21 protein-coding genes are annotated in these 17,474 nt (G+C 48.7%); 8 read left to right on the forward strand and 13 right to left on the reverse strand.

Annotation, left to right across the window (positions count from 1 at the left end):
* The first annotated feature begins 12 nt into the window (after positions 1-12).
* The 8 genes from ACW73I_RS10265 (at position 13) to ACW73I_RS10300 (ending at position 5,780) form a co-directional block, all read left to right on the forward strand.
* Positions 13-813 (forward strand): sulfite exporter TauE/SafE family protein, encoded by an 801-nt coding sequence (locus ACW73I_RS10265; RefSeq protein WP_458029206.1) that lies wholly within the window; start codon positions 13-15, stop codon positions 811-813.
* 135 nt (positions 814-948) lie between these two features.
* Positions 949-1,023, forward strand: a complete 75-nt coding sequence (gene pqqA, locus ACW73I_RS10270) for a pyrroloquinoline quinone precursor peptide PqqA (protein ID WP_458029356.1) — start codon at positions 949-951, stop codon at positions 1,021-1,023.
* A 107-nt stretch (positions 1,024-1,130) separates the two neighbouring features.
* Positions 1,131-2,042, forward strand: coding sequence for a pyrroloquinoline quinone biosynthesis protein PqqB (pqqB, locus tag ACW73I_RS10275; protein WP_458029207.1), 912 nt, complete (start codon positions 1,131-1,133; stop codon positions 2,040-2,042).
* A gap of 11 nt (positions 2,043-2,053) precedes the next feature.
* Positions 2,054-2,779 carry a pyrroloquinoline-quinone synthase PqqC gene (pqqC, locus tag ACW73I_RS10280; protein ID WP_458029208.1) on the forward strand — a complete coding sequence of 242 codons (726 nt, stop codon included), beginning with the start codon at positions 2,054-2,056 and terminating at the stop codon, positions 2,777-2,779.
* A gap of 2 nt (positions 2,780-2,781) precedes the next feature.
* Positions 2,782-3,336, forward strand: a complete 555-nt coding sequence (locus tag ACW73I_RS10285) for a Uma2 family endonuclease (protein WP_458029209.1) — start codon at positions 2,782-2,784, stop codon at positions 3,334-3,336.
* 33 nt (positions 3,337-3,369) lie between these two features.
* Entirely contained in the window at positions 3,370-3,642 is a 273-nt protein-coding gene (pqqD, locus tag ACW73I_RS10290; protein ID WP_458029210.1) for a pyrroloquinoline quinone biosynthesis peptide chaperone PqqD, read from the forward strand.
* Entirely contained in the window at positions 3,620-4,747 is a 1,128-nt protein-coding gene (gene pqqE, locus ACW73I_RS10295) for a pyrroloquinoline quinone biosynthesis protein PqqE (RefSeq protein WP_458029211.1), read from the forward strand. Before pqqD ends, pqqE begins: the two co-directional genes overlap by 23 nt.
* A gap of 136 nt (positions 4,748-4,883) precedes the next feature.
* A complete protein-coding gene (locus ACW73I_RS10300; protein WP_458029212.1) occupies positions 4,884-5,780 on the forward strand; it encodes a phosphoribosylaminoimidazolesuccinocarboxamide synthase in 897 nt (298 codons plus the stop codon).
* Between the two features lie 71 nt (positions 5,781-5,851).
* Here the strand turns inward: ACW73I_RS10300 and ACW73I_RS10305 are convergent, their stop codons facing one another.
* The 13 genes from ACW73I_RS10305 to kdsC all read right to left on the reverse strand — a co-directional run bounded on the left by ACW73I_RS10305 (position 5,852) and on the right by kdsC (position 17,465).
* On the reverse strand, positions 5,852-8,632 hold the full coding sequence (locus ACW73I_RS10305) for a glycosyltransferase (protein WP_458029214.1): 2,781 nt from the start codon (positions 8,630-8,632) through the stop codon (positions 5,852-5,854).
* Between the two features lie 251 nt (positions 8,633-8,883).
* Positions 8,884-9,084 carry a winged helix-turn-helix domain-containing protein gene (locus ACW73I_RS10310; protein ID WP_458029215.1) on the reverse strand — a complete coding sequence of 67 codons (201 nt, stop codon included), beginning with the start codon at positions 9,082-9,084 and terminating at the stop codon, positions 8,884-8,886.
* Between the two features lie 78 nt (positions 9,085-9,162).
* Positions 9,163-9,417, reverse strand: coding sequence for a cell division topological specificity factor MinE (minE, locus tag ACW73I_RS10315; protein WP_458029217.1), 255 nt, complete (start codon positions 9,415-9,417; stop codon positions 9,163-9,165).
* The gene (minD, locus tag ACW73I_RS10320) at positions 9,417-10,229 is read right to left on the reverse strand and encodes a septum site-determining protein MinD (protein WP_458029218.1); all 813 of its coding nucleotides are present in this window, start codon (positions 10,227-10,229) and stop codon (positions 9,417-9,419) included. The genes minE and minD overlap by 1 nt, the downstream gene beginning before the upstream one ends.
* 20 nt (positions 10,230-10,249) lie before the next feature.
* Positions 10,250-10,999, reverse strand: a complete 750-nt coding sequence (gene minC / locus ACW73I_RS10325) for a septum site-determining protein MinC (protein WP_458029219.1) — start codon at positions 10,997-10,999, stop codon at positions 10,250-10,252.
* Positions 11,000-11,072: 73 nt separating this feature from the next.
* Positions 11,073-12,431, reverse strand: a complete 1,359-nt coding sequence (gene mgtE, locus ACW73I_RS10330; protein ID WP_458029220.1) for a magnesium transporter — start codon at positions 12,429-12,431, stop codon at positions 11,073-11,075.
* 31 nt (positions 12,432-12,462) lie between these two features.
* Positions 12,463-13,320 (reverse strand): RNase adapter RapZ, encoded by an 858-nt coding sequence (rapZ, locus tag ACW73I_RS10335; protein WP_458029221.1) that lies wholly within the window; start codon positions 13,318-13,320, stop codon positions 12,463-12,465.
* 49 nt (positions 13,321-13,369) lie between these two features.
* A complete protein-coding gene (gene hpf, locus ACW73I_RS10340) occupies positions 13,370-13,660 on the reverse strand; it encodes a ribosome hibernation-promoting factor, HPF/YfiA family (protein ID WP_458029222.1) in 291 nt (96 codons plus the stop codon).
* A 38-nt stretch (positions 13,661-13,698) separates the two neighbouring features.
* Positions 13,699-15,141 carry an RNA polymerase factor sigma-54 gene (locus ACW73I_RS10345; protein WP_458029223.1) on the reverse strand — a complete coding sequence of 481 codons (1,443 nt, stop codon included), beginning with the start codon at positions 15,139-15,141 and terminating at the stop codon, positions 13,699-13,701.
* A gap of 13 nt (positions 15,142-15,154) precedes the next feature.
* Positions 15,155-15,880, reverse strand: coding sequence for an LPS export ABC transporter ATP-binding protein (lptB, locus tag ACW73I_RS10350; protein WP_458029224.1), 726 nt, complete (start codon positions 15,878-15,880; stop codon positions 15,155-15,157).
* A 1-nt stretch (position 15,881) separates the two neighbouring features.
* On the reverse strand, positions 15,882-16,382 hold the full coding sequence (gene lptA / locus ACW73I_RS10355) for a lipopolysaccharide transport periplasmic protein LptA (protein WP_458029226.1): 501 nt from the start codon (positions 16,380-16,382) through the stop codon (positions 15,882-15,884).
* Positions 16,369-16,935 (reverse strand): LPS export ABC transporter periplasmic protein LptC, encoded by a 567-nt coding sequence (gene lptC, locus ACW73I_RS10360; protein ID WP_458029228.1) that lies wholly within the window; start codon positions 16,933-16,935, stop codon positions 16,369-16,371. Before lptC ends, lptA begins: the two co-directional genes overlap by 14 nt.
* Complete coding sequence (gene kdsC, locus ACW73I_RS10365; protein WP_458029229.1) at positions 16,932-17,465, reverse strand: 3-deoxy-manno-octulosonate-8-phosphatase KdsC; 534 nt, start codon at positions 17,463-17,465, stop codon at positions 16,932-16,934. Before kdsC ends, lptC begins: the two co-directional genes overlap by 4 nt.
* Positions 17,466-17,474: the final 9 nt, after the last annotated feature.

Below are 17,474 nucleotides of genomic sequence, written 5' to 3' on the forward strand. Positions count from 1 at the left end.
CAATATTCGTTTATGACCGAAATTTTATTGAGTGGTTTATTTTTAGGTGCGGCTGCAGGACTTAGCGCGGGTTTATTCGGCATCGGCGGCGGCGTATTGGTTGTGCCCGTTTTGAGCTGGCTGTTCGAAAATCAAGGCTTTCAATCTCAGAACATTATGCTAATGGCGATTGCCACGTCCTTGGCTACGGCGCTGTTCACCTCGGCCGCGTCAGTAACGACCCATTATCGCCTGGGCAATATCGTTTGGCGAATTGCTTTTCGTCTCAGTCCAAGCATGTTACTTGGCGCCAGTGCCGGCGCATTGGCCGCCAAATACATCGTTGGCGACTCATTAGCTATTCTGTTTACCGCTTATTTGGCCTATACCGGTTTTAAAATGGCCTTCCCTCCCCAAAAAACGACTTCCTTATCCTTCAAACACCCTCGCTTGGATTACCCTATCGGTTTTGCCATCGGCATTCTATCGGCATTGCTAGGCATAGGCGGCGGCACGATGACCGTACCGTACTTGGCTAAAAAAGGTTTATTGATGAAAAACGCCGTCGCCACCTCATCCACTTGCGCCTTGCCTGTCACACTGTCGGCCTCCGCCAGTTACATTCTGTTAGGATGGCATAACGAACATTTACCGTTCGGCAGTATCGGCTACATCTACTTGCCCGCGTTTTTCGGCATCATCGTTACCAGCATGATCACCGCACCATTGGGCGCCAAATTAGCCACGCGATTACCGTCGCCACAGCTCAAGCGCTATTTCGCGGTAGTCATTTTGTTAATAGCGGTAAAAATGATCCTAAACCAAGGAACTTAGTCGCCGAAAGCAAAGTCGCAGAGCGGCTGGAAACGCGAATTAGCAAGTTGCGCGAAAAAAAACTTCATCGTATACTTCGGCCAGCTTTTTTGATCAAGCTAGCACACTACAACAAACCTCTGGAGGGTATTACAAATGAAATGGGAAACACCTGCTTTCAATGACATGCGTTTCGGTTTTGAAGTCACCATGTATATTTACAACCGTTAATTCTTAGCGCTTGTAAATAAAAAAGGGGCATTTACCTGCCCCTTTTTTTTGCCTGTCGTTTTTTAATCCCGTATCATGCAGCACACATCGAACAAATCCGAACGAATATGAAAATTAGAGTTCTCGGCGCCGGCGCCGGCGGCGGTTTCCCGCAATGGAACTGCAATTGCAATAACTGTCACCGACTACGTATCGGTCAACTCAACGGCAAGCCCCGCACCCAATCTTCCATCGCGATCAGCACCGATAACCGCAATTGGCTGTTATTCAACACCTCACCGGATATCCGCGCCCAACTGGAGGCTTTTCCTGCTATACAACCTAAAGAAGGCGTGCGCGACACCGGCATCAAAGCGATATTATTGATTGACAGCCAAATCGACCACACGACCGGCATGTTGATGCTGCGCGAAGGTAAACCATTGGATGTCTATTGCACCGAAATGGTCCGGCAAGACCTGACCACCGGTTTTCCGCTGTTCACGATGTTGAAGGATTATTGCACCGTCAATCACCACTCGATCGCCTGCGACGAAACTCCGTTCGAAATTCCCGGCATAAACGACATCCGCCTCTATGCCCATGCGCTGAAAAGCAAGGCTCCTCCTTATTCGCCGCATCGGCACGACCCGCACGACGGCGATAACATTGGCGTGGTTATCGAACAGGTTTCCACCGGCAAGAAGCTTTATTATTCGCCTGGTTTGGGCGAAATCGAACCGCACGTATTCAAGGCCATGCAAAATGCCGACTGCCTGATGGTAGACGGCACGTTCTGGACCGACGACGAAATGGTGACACAAGGCATCAGCCAAAAACGTGCGCGAGAAATCGGCCACTTGCCGCAATCCGGCCCGGGCGGCATGATAGAAGTACTGAACGACGTGCCGAAGGCCAGAAAGATTTTGATCCATATCAATAACACCAATCCCATCCTGGACGAAGATTCACCCGAGCGTAGGACATTGGATGCCAACGGCATCGAAGTGGCTTACGACGGTTTGGAAATCGATTTGTAATAAGGTGTTTTATGACTACTGACAATCAACCCTGGAGCCGCGGAGAATTCGAAGCCAAATTGCGCGGCATGGAAAAGTATTACCACATTCATCATCCGATGCATGTGTTGATGAATGAAGGTAAACTGAACAAGCAACAACTGCAAGGCTGGGTCGCCAACCGTTTTTACTATCAAGTGATGATCCCGATCAAAGACGCCAATATCATGGCCAATTGCCCGGATAGGGAAACGCGCGCCAAGTGGGTGCAGCGCATTCTGGATCACGACGGCCACCCCGGCGATCCGGGCGGCATAGAAGCATGGATTCAATTAGGTATTGCGGTCGGTTTGACCCGCGAAGAAATCACGTCATTGGAACATGTGCTGCCTGGCGTGCGCTTTGCGGTGGATGCTTATGTCAATTTCGCTCGACGCGCGGAATGGCACGAAGCCGCCAGCTCGTCCCTGACGGAGCTTTTCGCGCCGAAAATTCACCAACAACGCCTGGACAACTGGCCCGACGTCTATCCGTGGGTGGAAAAAGAAGGCTATATCTATTTCAAGAAACGCCTGACCGAAGCCCGCCGCGATGTCGAACACGGCCTGCAATTGACTTTGGATTGGTACAAAACCCGCGAACAACAGGAACGGATGTTGCAAATCCTGAAATTCAAGCTGGACGTATTGTGGAGCATGGCCGATGCGATGTATCTGGCCTATGTCAACAACATGCCCCCATATTTCAATATCGAGTAAGCATGCAAACCGCCGAACGCCTGAGCATGACAGCCGATGATTTTTTGGCTTGGGAAGCGACCCAAACCGAAAAGCACGAATTCGTGTCCGGCGAAGCGTTTGCGATGGTCGGCGCGCGACAGAACCACGTCGTCGTCAGCCTCAACATCGCCGCGGCTTTGAAACAACGCCTGCGAGGCACGCCTTGTCGGGCTTACATCTCCGATTTGAAGCTACGCGTCGAAACCGCCGATGCGTTTTTCTATCCGGACGTCATGGTGTCCTGTCATCCGGACGACCTGAAAAGTCAGCAGTATATTTCGCATCCGACGTTAATCGTCGAAGTCTTGTCGGAATCGACCGCCGCTTACGACCGGGGCGGTAAATTCGCCGCCTATCGCGGCCTGGAATCGTTGCAAGAATACGTCATCGTCGATATCGATAGTCGCCGGGTGGAGTGCTTTCGCCGCACCAGCAACAATGAATGGCTACTGCACGACTATCATGGCGAAGTAAGCTGTGAATTCCAGAGCCTGGACATCGGCCTCGCTTTGGCTGACATTTTTGAAGATATCTGAACGGCGTAACCCAAAGCCACAATATTTTATTCTATGAGCGTCAATCCCGATTCAACATTACAATTTTCCCCACTACACCGTCTGCAGTGGGAGGAAGCCCAACAAAAGTTTGTGATTCTTTACCCGGAAGGCATGGTGGAATTGAACCAAAGTTCGGCGGAAATTCTCAAACTTTGCGACGGCGCGCACAATCTGCCGCAAATCGTTGCCGAGCTGGAAGAAAAGTTCGAAACCACCGGCCTAGCCAACGACATCACCAACTTCCTGAACATTGCTTTGCAAAATGGCTGGATCCGACAAGACTAAACCCACACCGCCTCGCTGGCTGCTAGCCGAACTCAGCTACAAGTGTCCGTTACAATGCCCGTATTGCTCCAACCCCTTGGATTATGCGAAATACCCGGACGAATTGAGCACCGAGGATTGGAAGCGCGTGCTCAGCCAGGCTCGCAAGATGGGCGCGGTGCAATTGGGCTTTTCCGGCGGCGAACCCTTGACCCGAACGGATCTAACCGAATTGGTCCACTATGCCCGCGACTTGGGCTATTACTCCAATCTAATCACCTCCGGTTACGGCTTGACCGAGGAAAAAATCATCGAACTGAAGCAGGCCGGGCTCGACCATATCCAGGTCAGCATCCAGGCCAGCACACAGGAACTCAACGATCACATCGCCGGCACGGCAAGCTATGAACACAAACAGGAAGTCGCCCGCCTAGTCAAAAAGCACGGCTATCCTATGGTATTGTGCGTGGTCATCCACCGCCAGAACATTCATCAAATGCCTGAGATTCTGGCCATGGCAGAAAATCTGGGCGCCGATTATTTGGAATTGGCCAATACCCAATATTACGGCTGGGCCCACGCCAACCGCGACATTCTGCTCCCAACCAGAGAGCAATTCGAGGAAGCCGAGAAAATCGCTCAAGCCTACAAGGAGAAAGTCGCCGGTCGGATGAAGATCTATTACGTGGTGCCGGATTATTACGAAGACAGACCCAAAGCCTGCATGAACGGCTGGGGCACCACGTTTTTGACTATTGCCCCGGACGGTACCGCATTGCCTTGCCATTCCGCCCGCGAATTGCCGGGCCTCGACTGCCCGAACGTCAAGGATTACAGTATCGAGCAAATCTGGAACGAATCCAAGACTTTCAACTTCTTCCGCGGCACCGAGTGGATGCAGGAACCCTGCCGCAGCTGTGACGAGAAACACAAAGACTTCGGCGGCTGCCGCTGCCAGGCCTATTTGTTCAATGGCGATATGTACAGCACGGACCCGGTTTGCAACAAATCGCCGCAACGTCATAAAATCGACGCCGCGATAGCGTCGGCTCGGGAACTGGCTATTTCCGCTGAAGAAAAGCCGCTCCTTTTCCGTAACACTAAGAACTCCAAACAGTATTTTTAACCGCTCTTTACATCCCCCGGCGTTCAACCGTCGGGTTGTTGTTCGCCGCGCTATTTGCGATAACGGTCTACTGTCTTATCCGGCAGCGCTTTAGTGATAAAATTCGGGTTTCCTACATTACCGATTTTCCCGTGCCATGAATGCTCCTACCGCGCTTTACGAATCATGCCTCCCCAATTTAAAACTGCTCGGACGCGGTAAAGTCCGCGATATGTACGAGATCGACGAGCAACATTTGTTAATCGTCACCAGCGATAGAATGTCGGCGTTCGACGTCATTTTGCCCGACCCTATCCCCGGTAAGGGGCAAGTGCTGACAAATGTCTCAAATTTTTGGTTTAACAAAATGCGCGACATCATTCCCAATCATTTAGCCGACGATTTAACCTTGGAGCAGGTTCTTCCAGACGCCGGTTTGCGTCAACAAGTAGAGGGGCGTGCGATTATCGTCAAACGCCTAAAACCGCTGCCGATAGAAGCGATCGTTCGCGGTTACCTCATCGGTTCGGGTTGGAAAGATTACTTGGCTACGGGTTCGGTTTGCGGGATTCGGTTGCCGGAAGGATTACAGCAAGCTCAGCAACTGCCCGAACCGATATACACCCCTTCCAGCAAGGCCGAAGTGGGTATTCACGATCAGAACATCAGTTTCGCGGACACTGTTGCGTTGATGGGTCAGGAAATCGCGGAACAAGTCCGCGATGTCAGCATTAAGCTTTATACCGCCGCCGCGGAGTACGCGCTTCAGCGAGGCATTATTATCGCCGACACTAAATTCGAGTTCGGACTGAACGAAACCGGAAAGCTGTTTTTGATAGACGAAGCCTTAACACCCGACTCTTCCCGCTTCTGGCCGGTTGAGCAATACCAGGTCGGCATCAGCCCTCCTAGCTTCGATAAACAATATTTGCGTGATTACCTGGAGACTTTGGACTGGAATAAAACGGCGCCGGGACCTAAATTACCGCCCGATGTCTCACAGCAGTGCGCGTCTAAGTATCGCGAAGCCGAACAAAAACTGATCGGCCGTTAGTTTTCTAACCCGCTAAAAAAAGCCCGCATCGGCGTCATGCGATGCGGGCTTTTTTTTAGAGCAGCCCGAAGCTAAGCGTCGGCATCCAGTTCATCCGAGGATAATTTGTTACCGGGAAAATAGCTCGGCGCGACGCTGATTAAGATTGTCAAAAACGTCGCCACGTAAGGTACGGCTTGCACCGACAATACCGCGACCCAAAGCTGACCGCTGGCATTGTCGAATTCAGGTTCCATGCGCATCGCGACGATACCGGCGATCAATAAGGTCAGCAGCAGGATTTCCTGCCAGATCACGAGCAAACCGGCGATTAACGGCCCCTGTGCCTCATATTTCGGTGTGCGCATAAAGGGTTTATTCGAGGTGAACAAACCTTGCAAAGTCCCTCTTGCCACGGTATGAGTCAACGACAAACCCGCCAATGCGGCTCCCAAGGCCTGCAGCGCCGAACAGTTCACACGCGCTTTGTACAGCCATAAGCCCCTCAACACTTTAAACACAAACAAACCAATGGTCGGCAATAAGAACGCATTGATAGGAAGTTCGCTATGAAGCGGGTTGGTCACCAGCATGGAGGTTAAAATCAAGCTTGCGACGGTAAACAATAAAGCTAAGGCGTCCGAGAACCACGGCAGCCAACCGGCGACAAAATAGTAACGCTGCGCCGACGTCAAGGCCGATTTTTTATTCGGCAAGAAATGGCGCCAGTGCTTTTTGATGATTTGCATTGCGCCGTAAACCCAACGGAAACGCTGCGTCATATAACCCGAGAAGGTGTCCGGCATCAAGCCGCGACCAAACGACTCCTTGCAGTAAACCGAATCATAACCGGCTTCATACAAGCGTAAACCCAGTTCACTATCTTCACAGATGCACCATTCGCCCCACGGCCCGACTTTTTCGAAGGCAGACTTGCGTATCATGGTCATCGTGCCGTGCTGGATAATGGCGTTATATTCGTTGCGCTGCACCATGCCGATATTGAAGAATCCGGCATATTCCCAATAACACATATCTTTAAAGGTACTGATGTGGCCGTCGCGATAATCTTGCGGCGATTGGACGAAGCCGACATTCTTTCTGTCGAAATAAGGCACCATGGACTTCAGCCAATCCGGCGACAGAATGTAGTCGCTGTCGATGACCGCAATGATTTCGGCGTCGTCCGCCGTATTGTCTAAAGCGTAATTGATCGCGCCGGCTTTGTATCCCGGCCAATTGTCCAAATGAAAAAAACGGAACTTCGAACCCAGCCGGTCACAATCCTCCTGTACCGGCATCCAAACCGCCGGATCCTTGGTGTTGTTATCCATCACCAGCACCTCATAGTTCGGATAATCCACTTTGGCCAATGCATTCAGGGTCTTGCGCACCATTTCCGGCGGCTCGTTATGAATCGGCAAATGAATGGAAACTTTGGGATAGCTAAACTCGGGACTAGGCGTTAACGGCTTGAACGTGCGCCTCCCTTTGCGATGCCATAACACTTCCGCTAATTCCAGGCTTTCGGTCAACAAAACCAATATCGCCATCGCTTGCATCAGCAGCAAGATGCTCCAAAACACGATAGAAAAGCTGGTTTGGTACTGGGCAGCAGCGACGGAAGCCGACCAGAACAACACGGAAGCAGCCAAGTTGACCATAATCCCGAATAATAGTTTTCCCGGCAATTTCAGGCTTTTCCGCTTAAACAAAAATGCCGCCATCAAGATCATACTGAGTAAGGCTGCGCCGGTGGCGAAATTGCGCCACATCGGATTAGCCAGCACATCGCCTTCCATCGGAAATTTGGGCTGACGGTCGGCATTGAATAAACCCCAATATGCACCGGCAGTGCCTTCCAGTTCAATCTTCCACGGTTGATCAAATGCTTCGATAACGTAATAAATGATTTTTTCCGCTGTCGCCCGGTTCAGGAACGCTCGCAAAAATTTGGCCTCGTTAATTAATGAGGTCGTGGCGGCACCGTGAGGCGGGCCATCGGAAGGCCAACCCGTCTCGGTAATGACGATAGGCTTGTTCGGGTAAAGTTGCTGTAATTCATAATAGCGTTTAAATACGTAATCGACCGCGGCATCGCCTTCCGCACCCTTAGGCAAATCGACCGGCACACCCTCCCAATAAGGCAAAATATGCACACCGATGTAATCGACTTCGGCCGCCAAGGCGGGATTCGAGGCCCAAATATCCCAAGTTTCCGATGTGCTTACCGGCTTCCATGTGCGTTTTTTAACTTCGCGAATATATTCGATTAATTCGTTAGCTTTTTCAGCAACTTTGACCTTAATTTCTTCGTCGATTTTATCGTTGATTTCTTTTTCGCTCAGCTCGCCGCTGTATTGCTCCCTGATCTGATATGCAATCGGTCCGGCAAGTTTGGATCGAGCCCTTAATAAGGATTCGTTGCCTACCAAGGTCCGCACTATGGTTTTAGGATATTCGTTGGTTAACTTGATCAGGTTTTCGACGTCTTGGCGATTTTTATTTATAAGTTTCAGGCGTTCTTCTTCGGTCGTGGTCTCGTCCACTAAGTCGATCCACGCTCCCATAGCCAAATTGAGTTTGTTTTGCGCGGCTAATTCCGGCACGACCTCCATGCCTTCAAGGGAGGTATAAGTTCTTATAGCATGGACTTTGTCCGCCAATAATTCCAAGTCTTCCCGAACTTGATCACGCGTTGGAAAGTTCTTCTTTTCGGGACTGAAGTCTTTGCGTGTGCCGTTATATGTCACCCCCATCATGGTGTTATTCCATGACTGTAGATGCAACGGGTCGTTGACATAAGTCCAGATAGCAAAGTTGATGACTACCAAAAAGATAATCGTTAATAAAGTAGCGATTTTGGCTTTCATTTCGAGCAAAGCACTCCGAATCAAAAAGGGAATTACAGAATTCGCATAACAGTTACTAAATTCTGCAGGCAGTAACTGTAGTCGATTTTTTATGTTTGAGAAGAAGGGTGTATATATCGCCTTTCAGCCATATACAATCAATGAAGATAAAAACCCTGCACATCCAGCCTAAACAACATGCCGCTAATGTGAAGCGCTAATTTGCGTTAAATTACTTAGGTTAAACTTAAGCAGGGTTTTATTGGGGCAAATTATTTTTTCAAAGATATGGTTTCGGTACGGCCGGAGGATTCGACATTGAGTTTATCTTCTTTCAGCAACCAACCAAGCGCCCGCTGAACCTCGTTTTTACCAAGTCCGGTTTCGTTGGCCAATTTCGTCACACTAGCGTCACCGTTTTCGTCTAAGTAATGCCAGATTTTACCGGCCGCTTCACCAATTACATCTCTCATATTCAACACCTCGCGTTTCAGTAAAAAACCTTTTATCCAGCCTCAGGCCTCAGATATTGGCGGCATTGTAACCGAAGCTTAATGCTCTTCCGGCAGCACAATATTCAATTCCAATGTTTCCTGATTTCCGTCTTGTTCAAAGTTGACGGTAATGGCATCCTGACCCACATTGACATATTTTTGAATGACGGCTAACAGCTCTTGCTGCAATTGCGGCAAATAAGACGGCTGGTTTCTAGAAGCGCGCTCGTGGGCCACTAGAATCTGTAAGCGCTCTTTCGCAACCGACGCCGAACTAGGTTTCGATGACCTGAAATAATCCAAGAGACTCATCACTTACTCCCGAATAACTTGCTAAACAAGCCTTTTTTCTCTTCCTCAATGAAACGGTGAGGTTTATTATCACCTAGATAACGAGCAACGATATCCTGATAGGCCTGACCCGCATCGCTCTGCTCGTCCAAAATTACAGGCACACCCGAGTTAGACGCATTTAATACCGACTTCGACTCCGGAATCACGCCCAACAAATGCAAGGATAAAATTTCCTGTACATCGTCCACGCTCAACATTTCCCCGAGCTTAACGCGATCCGGAGAATAACGTGTCAATAACAGATATTCCTTAATCGGCTCTTCGCCTCTCTCTGCACGACGCGATTTACTCGCCAAAATCCCCAACATGCGATCGGAGTCGCGCACAGACGATACCTCCGGATTCGTCACGACAAACGCGTCGTCGGCAAAATACATCGCAAGGGTCGCACCGCGCTCGATGCCGGCAGGCGAATCGCATACGATGTATTTAAAATCCTTGGACAACTCTTCAAAAATTTTTTCTATCCCTTCGATAGTCAACGCATCCTTATCGCGCGTCTGCGACGCCGGCAGGATAAAGAGCTGATCGCAGCGTTTGTCTTTGATCAAAGCCTGTTTCAGAGTCGCTTCGTTGTTGATGACATTAATCAAATCATATACAACTCTACGCTCGCATCCCATGACCAAATCGAGATTACGTAGCCCCACATCGAAATCGATGACCGCGGTCTTAAAACCTCTCTTTGCCAAGCCCATTGCGATAGCCGCGCTGGTTGTGGTTTTGCCCACGCCACCCTTTCCTGACGTTACGACGATTATTCTGGCCAATGTTGTTCCTCCGACAAAGCTTAAATATCTTGAATAATAAGTGTTTGGTTATTTAGACTGATTTGAACCGGCCTATGCGCCGTTTCGGGGTCTATATCATCACTGACCTTGTAAATACCTGCGATTGAGATCAACTCGGCCGCCAGGTCCGAACAAAAAATTCGGCTTTCCACATTGCCTAATACTCCCGCTAAAGCCCGACCACGCAATGCTCCGTAAACATGTATGTTCCCTTCAGCCATGATTTCCGCGCCTGCGCTAACCGTTGCGGTCACAATCAAATCACCTTTAGCATATACTCGCTGCCCGGAGCGGATCGGATAAGTGATCAGCTTATTTTCGGAAACGGATTCCGTTTGTTTTATTTCTTCGGACTCGGGTTCGGGTATTGTCAGGGTCTTGGGTTCCGGCTTAGTATTATTGATTGCGGTATTGCTACCATGTATAGAGTGGACCGGCAGATTCAATGCCAATGCATCTTGGTTTTGTTGTTCCGTTCCGCCTCGAATACCGATAGGCATGAACGCTTTGTCACGCAGCAGATCGACAATATCTCGAACGGCAATCTCAAAATTCTGATTGTTCAATTTCTGAAAATCGATTAGCAATGGCGAGTTCTTAAAAAATTCCGGCGCCTGCGCTATTTTTTCCTGCAACTGCAGTTCGATTTGCCCCATATCATTGCTCGCAAGCAGCAAAACCGGAATAGTCAATGACGTGCTTTTGAACTCTAAGGCGACTTTTGACAAATTAGGGGCATTGCTTGACATTGAACTTTCAAAAGGAATCAATTAATTGACGATCAATACTATCATTTTCGTCCGGAAAATGCATTCGACACATTTAGAGCAAAAACAGAGTTGCCAATCCTAAGAAAGACATAAAACCAACCACGTCCGTAATCGTCGTTAACAATACGCCTCCAGCCAAAGCCGGGTCGATTCCCATACGATCGAGCACCACCGGAATAGCAACCCCGGACAATGCCGCGCATACCAAATTGATCATCATCGCCGCGCCTAGCAAATAACCGAGATTCGGGTTATGAAACCAGAAAGCCGCCACACTGGCAACGACCACTGCCCAGATCAAACCATTCACGATGCCGACGGAAATTTCCTTGAAAAACAGACTAATCGTATTTCCCGAAGACACCTGTTGCAATGCCAGGCCTCGAATGACTAAGGTCAGCGTCTGACTACCCGCGATGCCGCCCATACTCGCAACGATAGGCATCAACACCGCAAGGGCGACGATTTGTTGTATGGCATCTTCGAACAAATCAATCACCCACGCCGCCAAAAAAGCGGTCATTAGATTGATGCCCAACCAGACCGCTCGCCGCTTGGCACTGCTAATAACCGGAGCAAACATATCGATATCTTCGCTCAAGCCCGCCATTCCCATCAGCGAGTGATCGGCTTCTTCACGAATCACGTCCACCACATGATCGATACCAATACGGCCTATGGCTTTACCATCATCCGCCAATACAGGTACTGATAACAATTTTTGCTGGTGAAATAAAAGGGCTACTTCGTGGCTAGACATGCGGTAGGATACGGCCGCTGCCCGAGCATCCATCACGTCGGCTACCTTTTTATGCGGGTCGGAAGACAAAAACCGACTCAAGGGCAATACGCCCTGAAAATGCTCCTGCCGATCAACCACAATCAAACTATCCGCATCGGCAGGGATTTTTCCGCGCAACCGCAGATAGCGGGCCACAACGTCCAACGTAACATCAGCCCTCACCGTCAATATATCTTTCGACATCAGGCCACCGGCCGTATGCTCGTCGTAACCAATCGCCTCCTCAAGAAGCGCGCGGTTATTTGCGCCAATAATTTCAATGAGCTGCGATAACAAAGGCTCCGGCAAGACGTGCAATAAATCGACCATATGACCGGATCCGATATGCTCGCAAGCGGCGATCAAATCTTTTCTGTCGGTGATTTTTAATAAATAGCTGCCGACCTCGACATTGACTTCAACCAATATTTCACCCATGACGCTAGGTGGAATAACGGCCCAAATTCTAGCGCGCTGTTCAGGCGCCAATGAATTGAGAATATGCGCGGTTTCAGCCGGATACAGGGAATAAACCAAGTCTCTGACTTCGATCTGAGAATCTTTTGTTAAAACTTCAACGGCTTTATCGACTAATTGTTTTCTATTCTGTTGTTGTAATGGAGACGTCATAGGAAAATGATTCTGGAGGTTCCGGCGCTGGTTATCGTAGTTCTCTATGTCTAACGATTACATTTGGAATAATTTTTTTAAAATGCCGTCCGAGCGCCTCGACTAGGTAAACTGAACGATGCTGACCACCGGTGCACCCAACCGCGATCGTCAGATAACTTCTATTATCCGACTCAAACCGGGGGGCCCAGCGCTCTATAAAATGACTAATATCTTCGAAGAATTCGACGACGATCGAGTGTCCGTTGAGAAAATCGATGACCGGCTGATCCATTCCATTGAAGGCGCGCAGCTCAGCTATCCAATACGGGTTTGGCAAACTCCTCGCATCGAAGACGAAATCGGCATCTAGAGGTATGCCGTATTTGAAACCGAAAGATTGAAAAAGAATCGATAAACGGCCTTTACCTTTTTCATCCAGTCTGTTTTTTAACAAGTCTCTTAACTGGTGATAAAGCGTATAACTCGTGTCGATAACAATATCGGCGTGAGTGGCGACCGGCCTCAAAACTTCTTGTTCGATTTCCAAGGCTTCGCGCAAGGGCCTTTGCGCAGTGGTTAAAGGGTGCCGACGGCGCGTCTCACTGTATCGCTTCAGGAGAATCTTCTCCTCGGCCTGCATGTAAACGACTTTACACTCTATACCTTTGTCGCGAATTTGTTTGAGATCATCGGGAAATTCGGCCAACTTTTCGGTCTGGTTACGAGCATCGATACCGATAGCGGTTTTATTGTAAGTCTCCCGATTAACCAACATCACATGATCGATAAAATCCTGCAATAAGGCCACCGGAAGATTATCAATACAGTAATAGCCGCAATCTTCCAGCGTATCCAGAGCGATACTCTTACCCGAACCCGACAAGCCGCTGACAATCACCAATTTCATAAAACGATCAAACAGGGCGGAGTAAGCCGCCCTGTCCTCCGATAGCTAATTAGCGATGGCTATGTAATTTTTCTTTGTGTTTGACAATTTGCCTGTCTAGTTTGTCAACCATAAAATCGATCGCAGCGTACATGTCTTCTTGCGTATCTTCGGCATAAAGTTTTGCGCCACTGATTTGTACAGCCGCCTCCGCCTTTTGCTGTAGCTTTTCAACTGTCAAAATGACATGAACATCAACCACGTTATCGAAATGGCGCTTGATTTTGCTAATCTTTTCTTCGACATAGGCTTTCAAAGCCTCGGTAACTTCTACGTGATGACCTGTGATACTGACTTGCATGGAATACTCCTGTTTATTAAAAATGTACTTCCAGTTAGTTAAATCAGCCTTTTCCGCTGGCTAGTGGAAGGAATCGACATGGCTTCGCGGTATTTGGCAATGGTACGACGCGCCACGTTAATCCCTTTCTCGTTCAATAAGTCGGATATTTTACTATCGCTTAATGGCTTGGCCGGGTTTTCATTACCAACCAATTCTTTTATCAGTGCTCTAATAGCCGTAGCCGAACACTCGCCACCTCCGTCCGTACTGACATGGCTGGAGAAGAAATATTTAAATTCGATCACGCCCTGCGGGGTATGCATATATTTTTGCGTGGTTACTCGGGAGATGGTCGATTCATGTAACCCCAATTCTTCGGCAATGTCTCTGAGCACCATCGCTTTCATCGCGATAGGTCCGTGCTCGAAAAATTCACCTTGTTTTTCGACAATGCTCTTGGCCACACGTAGCAGCGTATCGTTGCGGCTATGTAAGCTCTTGATAAACCAGCGCGCTTCTTGCAGGTGATTTTTCATGCTGACATTATCCTGACTACTATCGGCACGCTTAATCATACCGGAATAGAACGGATTGACGCGTAACTTGGGTGCAATGTCAGGGTTCAAACTGACCTGCCATTGATCTTTGACTTTAATCACGAATACATCCGGTACGATATATTCCACATCGGTTTCCTGCAGGCGAGCGCCCGGTTTCGGGTCAAGGCTTCTAATCAAAGCCAATACCCCCTTCAATTGCTCCTCGGAGAAACCAACTCGCTTCATTAAGCGGATCTGATCACAACTGGTCAACAAGTCCAGATGACGACACACAAAATCGATCGCATCGGATTTATACGGCGTGTCGTTCGGCAATTGCAGCAACTGCAGGCGCAAACAGTCGGCCAAATCGAGCGCGCCAACACCGACCGGATCAAAATTCTGGATCATGTGTAAAACCGCTTTGACTTCATCCATTTCCAGATCGTCCAGCTGTTCCAATAATCCTTGATAGATATCGTTCAAATCGCTCGCCACGTATCCGTCGTCGTTGATCGCATCAATAATCGCGACGCCGATGGCATAATCCCTTTCGGAAAGATGGGTTAGTTCCAATTGCCACATCAAATGATCCTGCAATGTTTGCGTTTTACTCCTAAAGGACTCGAATTCGGCCGTTTCATTCGAGTCGTCACCCGCTCCAACAGGTAACACGCTTTCATAAACATCGTCCCAGCTCACATCCACCGGCAATTCATCCGGCAAATCGGTTTGCGAACCTTCACTAGTGACTTGATCCGTATTTTCGGTTTTCTTTTCCCGGTATTCCAATGTTGTCAGTTCATCTTCTTCGACTTCAAGCATCATATTGGATTCAAGCGCCTGCTGAATTTCCTGCTGAAGATCCAGAGTGGACATTTGCAGCAATTTAATCGCCTGCTGCAACTGCGGCGTCATTGTCAAACTCTGACCAATTCTGAGCTGTAAAGATTGCTTCATAACCACTCGAACTCTATAAACTAAACGTATCGCCTAGATACACTCTGCGAACTTCCTCATTATCGACCAATTCCCGCGACTGCCCTTCGGCAATCACTTGTCCGCCATTAAGAATGTAAGCACGATCACATATTTCCAAGGTCTCTCTCACTTTATGTTCAGTAATCAGGATCCCTATACCTCTGTTTTTCAAATGGGCAATGATTTTCTGTAAATCCAGGACGGATATCGGATCGACGCCGGCAAATGGCTCATCAAGTAAAATAAACATAGGCTCTGACGCAAGCGCTCGCGCGATCTCAACCCGTCGCCGCTCTCCGCCCGACAAACCTAAAGCAAGCTGATCGCGCAAATGATTGATTCCAAACTCTCCCAATAGCTCGTCTATCATCAATTCAATCTGACCATCGGTTAGATCGTTCCGAATCTGCAACACTGCACGCAAATTATCGGCGACGCTGAGCTTACGAAATACCGAGGCTTCCTGAGCCAGATAACCTATTCCCAACCTAGCCCTTCTGTGCATGGGATGATGGGTAATTCGCTGATTATCCAAAATAATTTCGCCTGAATCAGCCTTAACCAAACCGACCATCATATAAAAGCTGGTCGTTTTCCCCGCGCCGTTCGGCCCCAATAAACCAACTACCTCGCCATTGTTGACCGTAAGGCTTACGCCGTTAACGACCTTACGCCGGTGATAGCTTTTAAATAATTGTTCCGCAATCAATTGCGTCATGTTAATTCTTCGTTTTCGCCTTCGGCTTGATCACCGAATGGACTCGTTTGCCGTCGGAGCTTTTCTCGCCCGCTTTCAATAAGGAGTTTTTAGTATCGTACTCGATGTACTCGCTCGATTGTTTGGCATCGCCTTGCCGCACCGACGCTTTTTTCATAAATATCAACAAGTCTTTCTCGGGATAAAATTCATTGATCAAGCCTTCGCCATATATTTTATCTTTGCCTTCGGAAGGCAGTTGTTCAAAGTGCGATGGATTACCGGTTGCAACCAGCTTGATAATGTCGCCATCTTTCATATAAACCACCAGCTTGTCGGCATCAATTTTAATGCTCCCTTGGGTTGCGATCACATTCCCCGTGTAGGTACTGGTTTCCGCTTTTTCATCGTAAACTGCGTTGTCGGAGTCGATATAGACGGGTTGCTCCGAATCGGTATTCAACGCGAACGCAAACTCTGCCGGCAACAATAACATTAAACCGAACAACCTAATCAATCTCATAGCGGCCTTTGACATTAGACAATAACTTCAAATGTATAGGACTGACAAAAGTAACCTCCATTCCGGTTCCTGATGTCTTATTCGGAGGGCTGATAAGTTCGGCCCAGGCTTTTGTCTCGGCATAATTTTTTGACAGTGTCACGCGTAAATCGGAGGTGATCACCTTCAAGGCCGAGGTATTCTCGGACGCTTCACGATTGATGACCGTATGCCCGTTCAATTGCAGATGATCGCCATCGGCCGCCATAATGCCGATTTCCGCCTGTATTATCCAAGGTTCGGCATCCGTGTTGTACAAGGTCATCACAGGCTTTTCCAAATGCGTGCTGCCATCCGCTTTGTAATGCTGCATTTTATCGGCTATCAATTCATTTTTAGGTATTCCTTCCAAATCCATTTCTTTTTTGTAATAGCCCGTACTGAAAAAATCCGGGCTATTTTCCGCAACCCGCGCTTCCGTCGCGCGCTGCTCGTAAATCTGCTGCAGCCACCAGCTTAACAAGGCGGCAACCGCAACATATACATAAAGATGATATTTATCCCAAAAAGTCATAAATATTTCTGTAGCATTGCATCAAACGTACCCTGGACTTGCATGATCAGGTCGCAGACCTCGCGCACAGCGCCCAAGCCGCCAGCGGTTTGAGTGCACCAATTGGCTCGTTGCTTGACGGCAAAATTCGCGTCGGCAACCGCCACGGAAAACCCAACCTGAATCATGACCGGCAAATCCAGCACATCGTCTCCGACATAGGCCACGTGCTTAGGACTCAAATCAAGCGTTCGCAATATTTCCAGAAAAGCCGATCGCTTGTCTTCGTGTCCTTGGTAAACACGGGTAATCCCCAAACTTTGCATGCGTGACGTCACCGAATTGGATTTACGCCCTGAAATCACAGCCACGTCGACGCCGCTTTGCCGCAACAATTTGAGCCCATGACCATCGCGAGCATGAAAACATTTATATTCCCGGCCATGATCATCGAAAAATAGGCGCCCATCGGTCAAAACACCGTCGACATCCAGAATCAAAAGCCTTAACTGCTTGACGGTCTCTCGTTGTTCCTGTGTCAAATCCACCATATCCCCTAC

The sequence above is a fragment of the Methylomonas sp. MgM2 genome (assembly GCF_054172045.1).

Excerpts from the sequence above, each read along its gene's own strand:
- ACW73I_RS10265 (WP_458029206.1), top strand. The coding sequence starts at position 13 with ATGACCGAAATTTTATTGAGTGGTTTATTTTTAGGTGCGGCTGCAGGA.
- pqqB (WP_458029207.1), top strand. The coding sequence starts at position 1,131 with ATGAAAATTAGAGTTCTCGGCGCCGGCGCCGGCGGCGGTTTCCCGCAA.
- pqqC (WP_458029208.1), top strand. The coding sequence starts at position 2,054 with ATGACTACTGACAATCAACCCTGGAGCCGCGGAGAATTCGAAGCCAAA.
- ACW73I_RS10285 (WP_458029209.1), top strand. The coding sequence starts at position 2,782 with ATGCAAACCGCCGAACGCCTGAGCATGACAGCCGATGATTTTTTGGCT.
- pqqD (WP_458029210.1), top strand. The coding sequence starts at position 3,370 with ATGAGCGTCAATCCCGATTCAACATTACAATTTTCCCCACTACACCGT.
- pqqE (WP_458029211.1), top strand. The coding sequence starts at position 3,620 with ATGGCTGGATCCGACAAGACTAAACCCACACCGCCTCGCTGGCTGCTA.
- ACW73I_RS10300 (WP_458029212.1), top strand. The coding sequence starts at position 4,884 with ATGAATGCTCCTACCGCGCTTTACGAATCATGCCTCCCCAATTTAAAA.
- ACW73I_RS10305 (WP_458029214.1), bottom strand. The coding sequence starts at position 8,632 with ATGAAAGCCAAAATCGCTACTTTATTAACGATTATCTTTTTGGTAGTC.
- ACW73I_RS10310 (WP_458029215.1), bottom strand. The coding sequence starts at position 9,084 with ATGAGAGATGTAATTGGTGAAGCGGCCGGTAAAATCTGGCATTACTTA.
- minE (WP_458029217.1), bottom strand. The coding sequence starts at position 9,417 with ATGAGTCTCTTGGATTATTTCAGGTCATCGAAACCTAGTTCGGCGTCG.
- minC (WP_458029219.1), bottom strand. The coding sequence starts at position 10,999 with ATGTCAAGCAATGCCCCTAATTTGTCAAAAGTCGCCTTAGAGTTCAAA.
- mgtE (WP_458029220.1), bottom strand. The coding sequence starts at position 12,431 with ATGACGTCTCCATTACAACAACAGAATAGAAAACAATTAGTCGATAAA.
- rapZ (WP_458029221.1), bottom strand. The coding sequence starts at position 13,320 with ATGAAATTGGTGATTGTCAGCGGCTTGTCGGGTTCGGGTAAGAGTATC.
- hpf (WP_458029222.1), bottom strand. The coding sequence starts at position 13,660 with ATGCAAGTCAGTATCACAGGTCATCACGTAGAAGTTACCGAGGCTTTG.
- ACW73I_RS10345 (WP_458029223.1), bottom strand. The coding sequence starts at position 15,141 with ATGAAGCAATCTTTACAGCTCAGAATTGGTCAGAGTTTGACAATGACG.
- lptB (WP_458029224.1), bottom strand. The coding sequence starts at position 15,880 with ATGACGCAATTGATTGCGGAACAATTATTTAAAAGCTATCACCGGCGT.
- lptA (WP_458029226.1), bottom strand. The coding sequence starts at position 16,382 with ATGAGATTGATTAGGTTGTTCGGTTTAATGTTATTGTTGCCGGCAGAG.
- lptC (WP_458029228.1), bottom strand. The coding sequence starts at position 16,935 with ATGACTTTTTGGGATAAATATCATCTTTATGTATATGTTGCGGTTGCC.
- kdsC (WP_458029229.1), bottom strand. The coding sequence starts at position 17,465 with ATGGTGGATTTGACACAGGAACAACGAGAGACCGTCAAGCAGTTAAGG.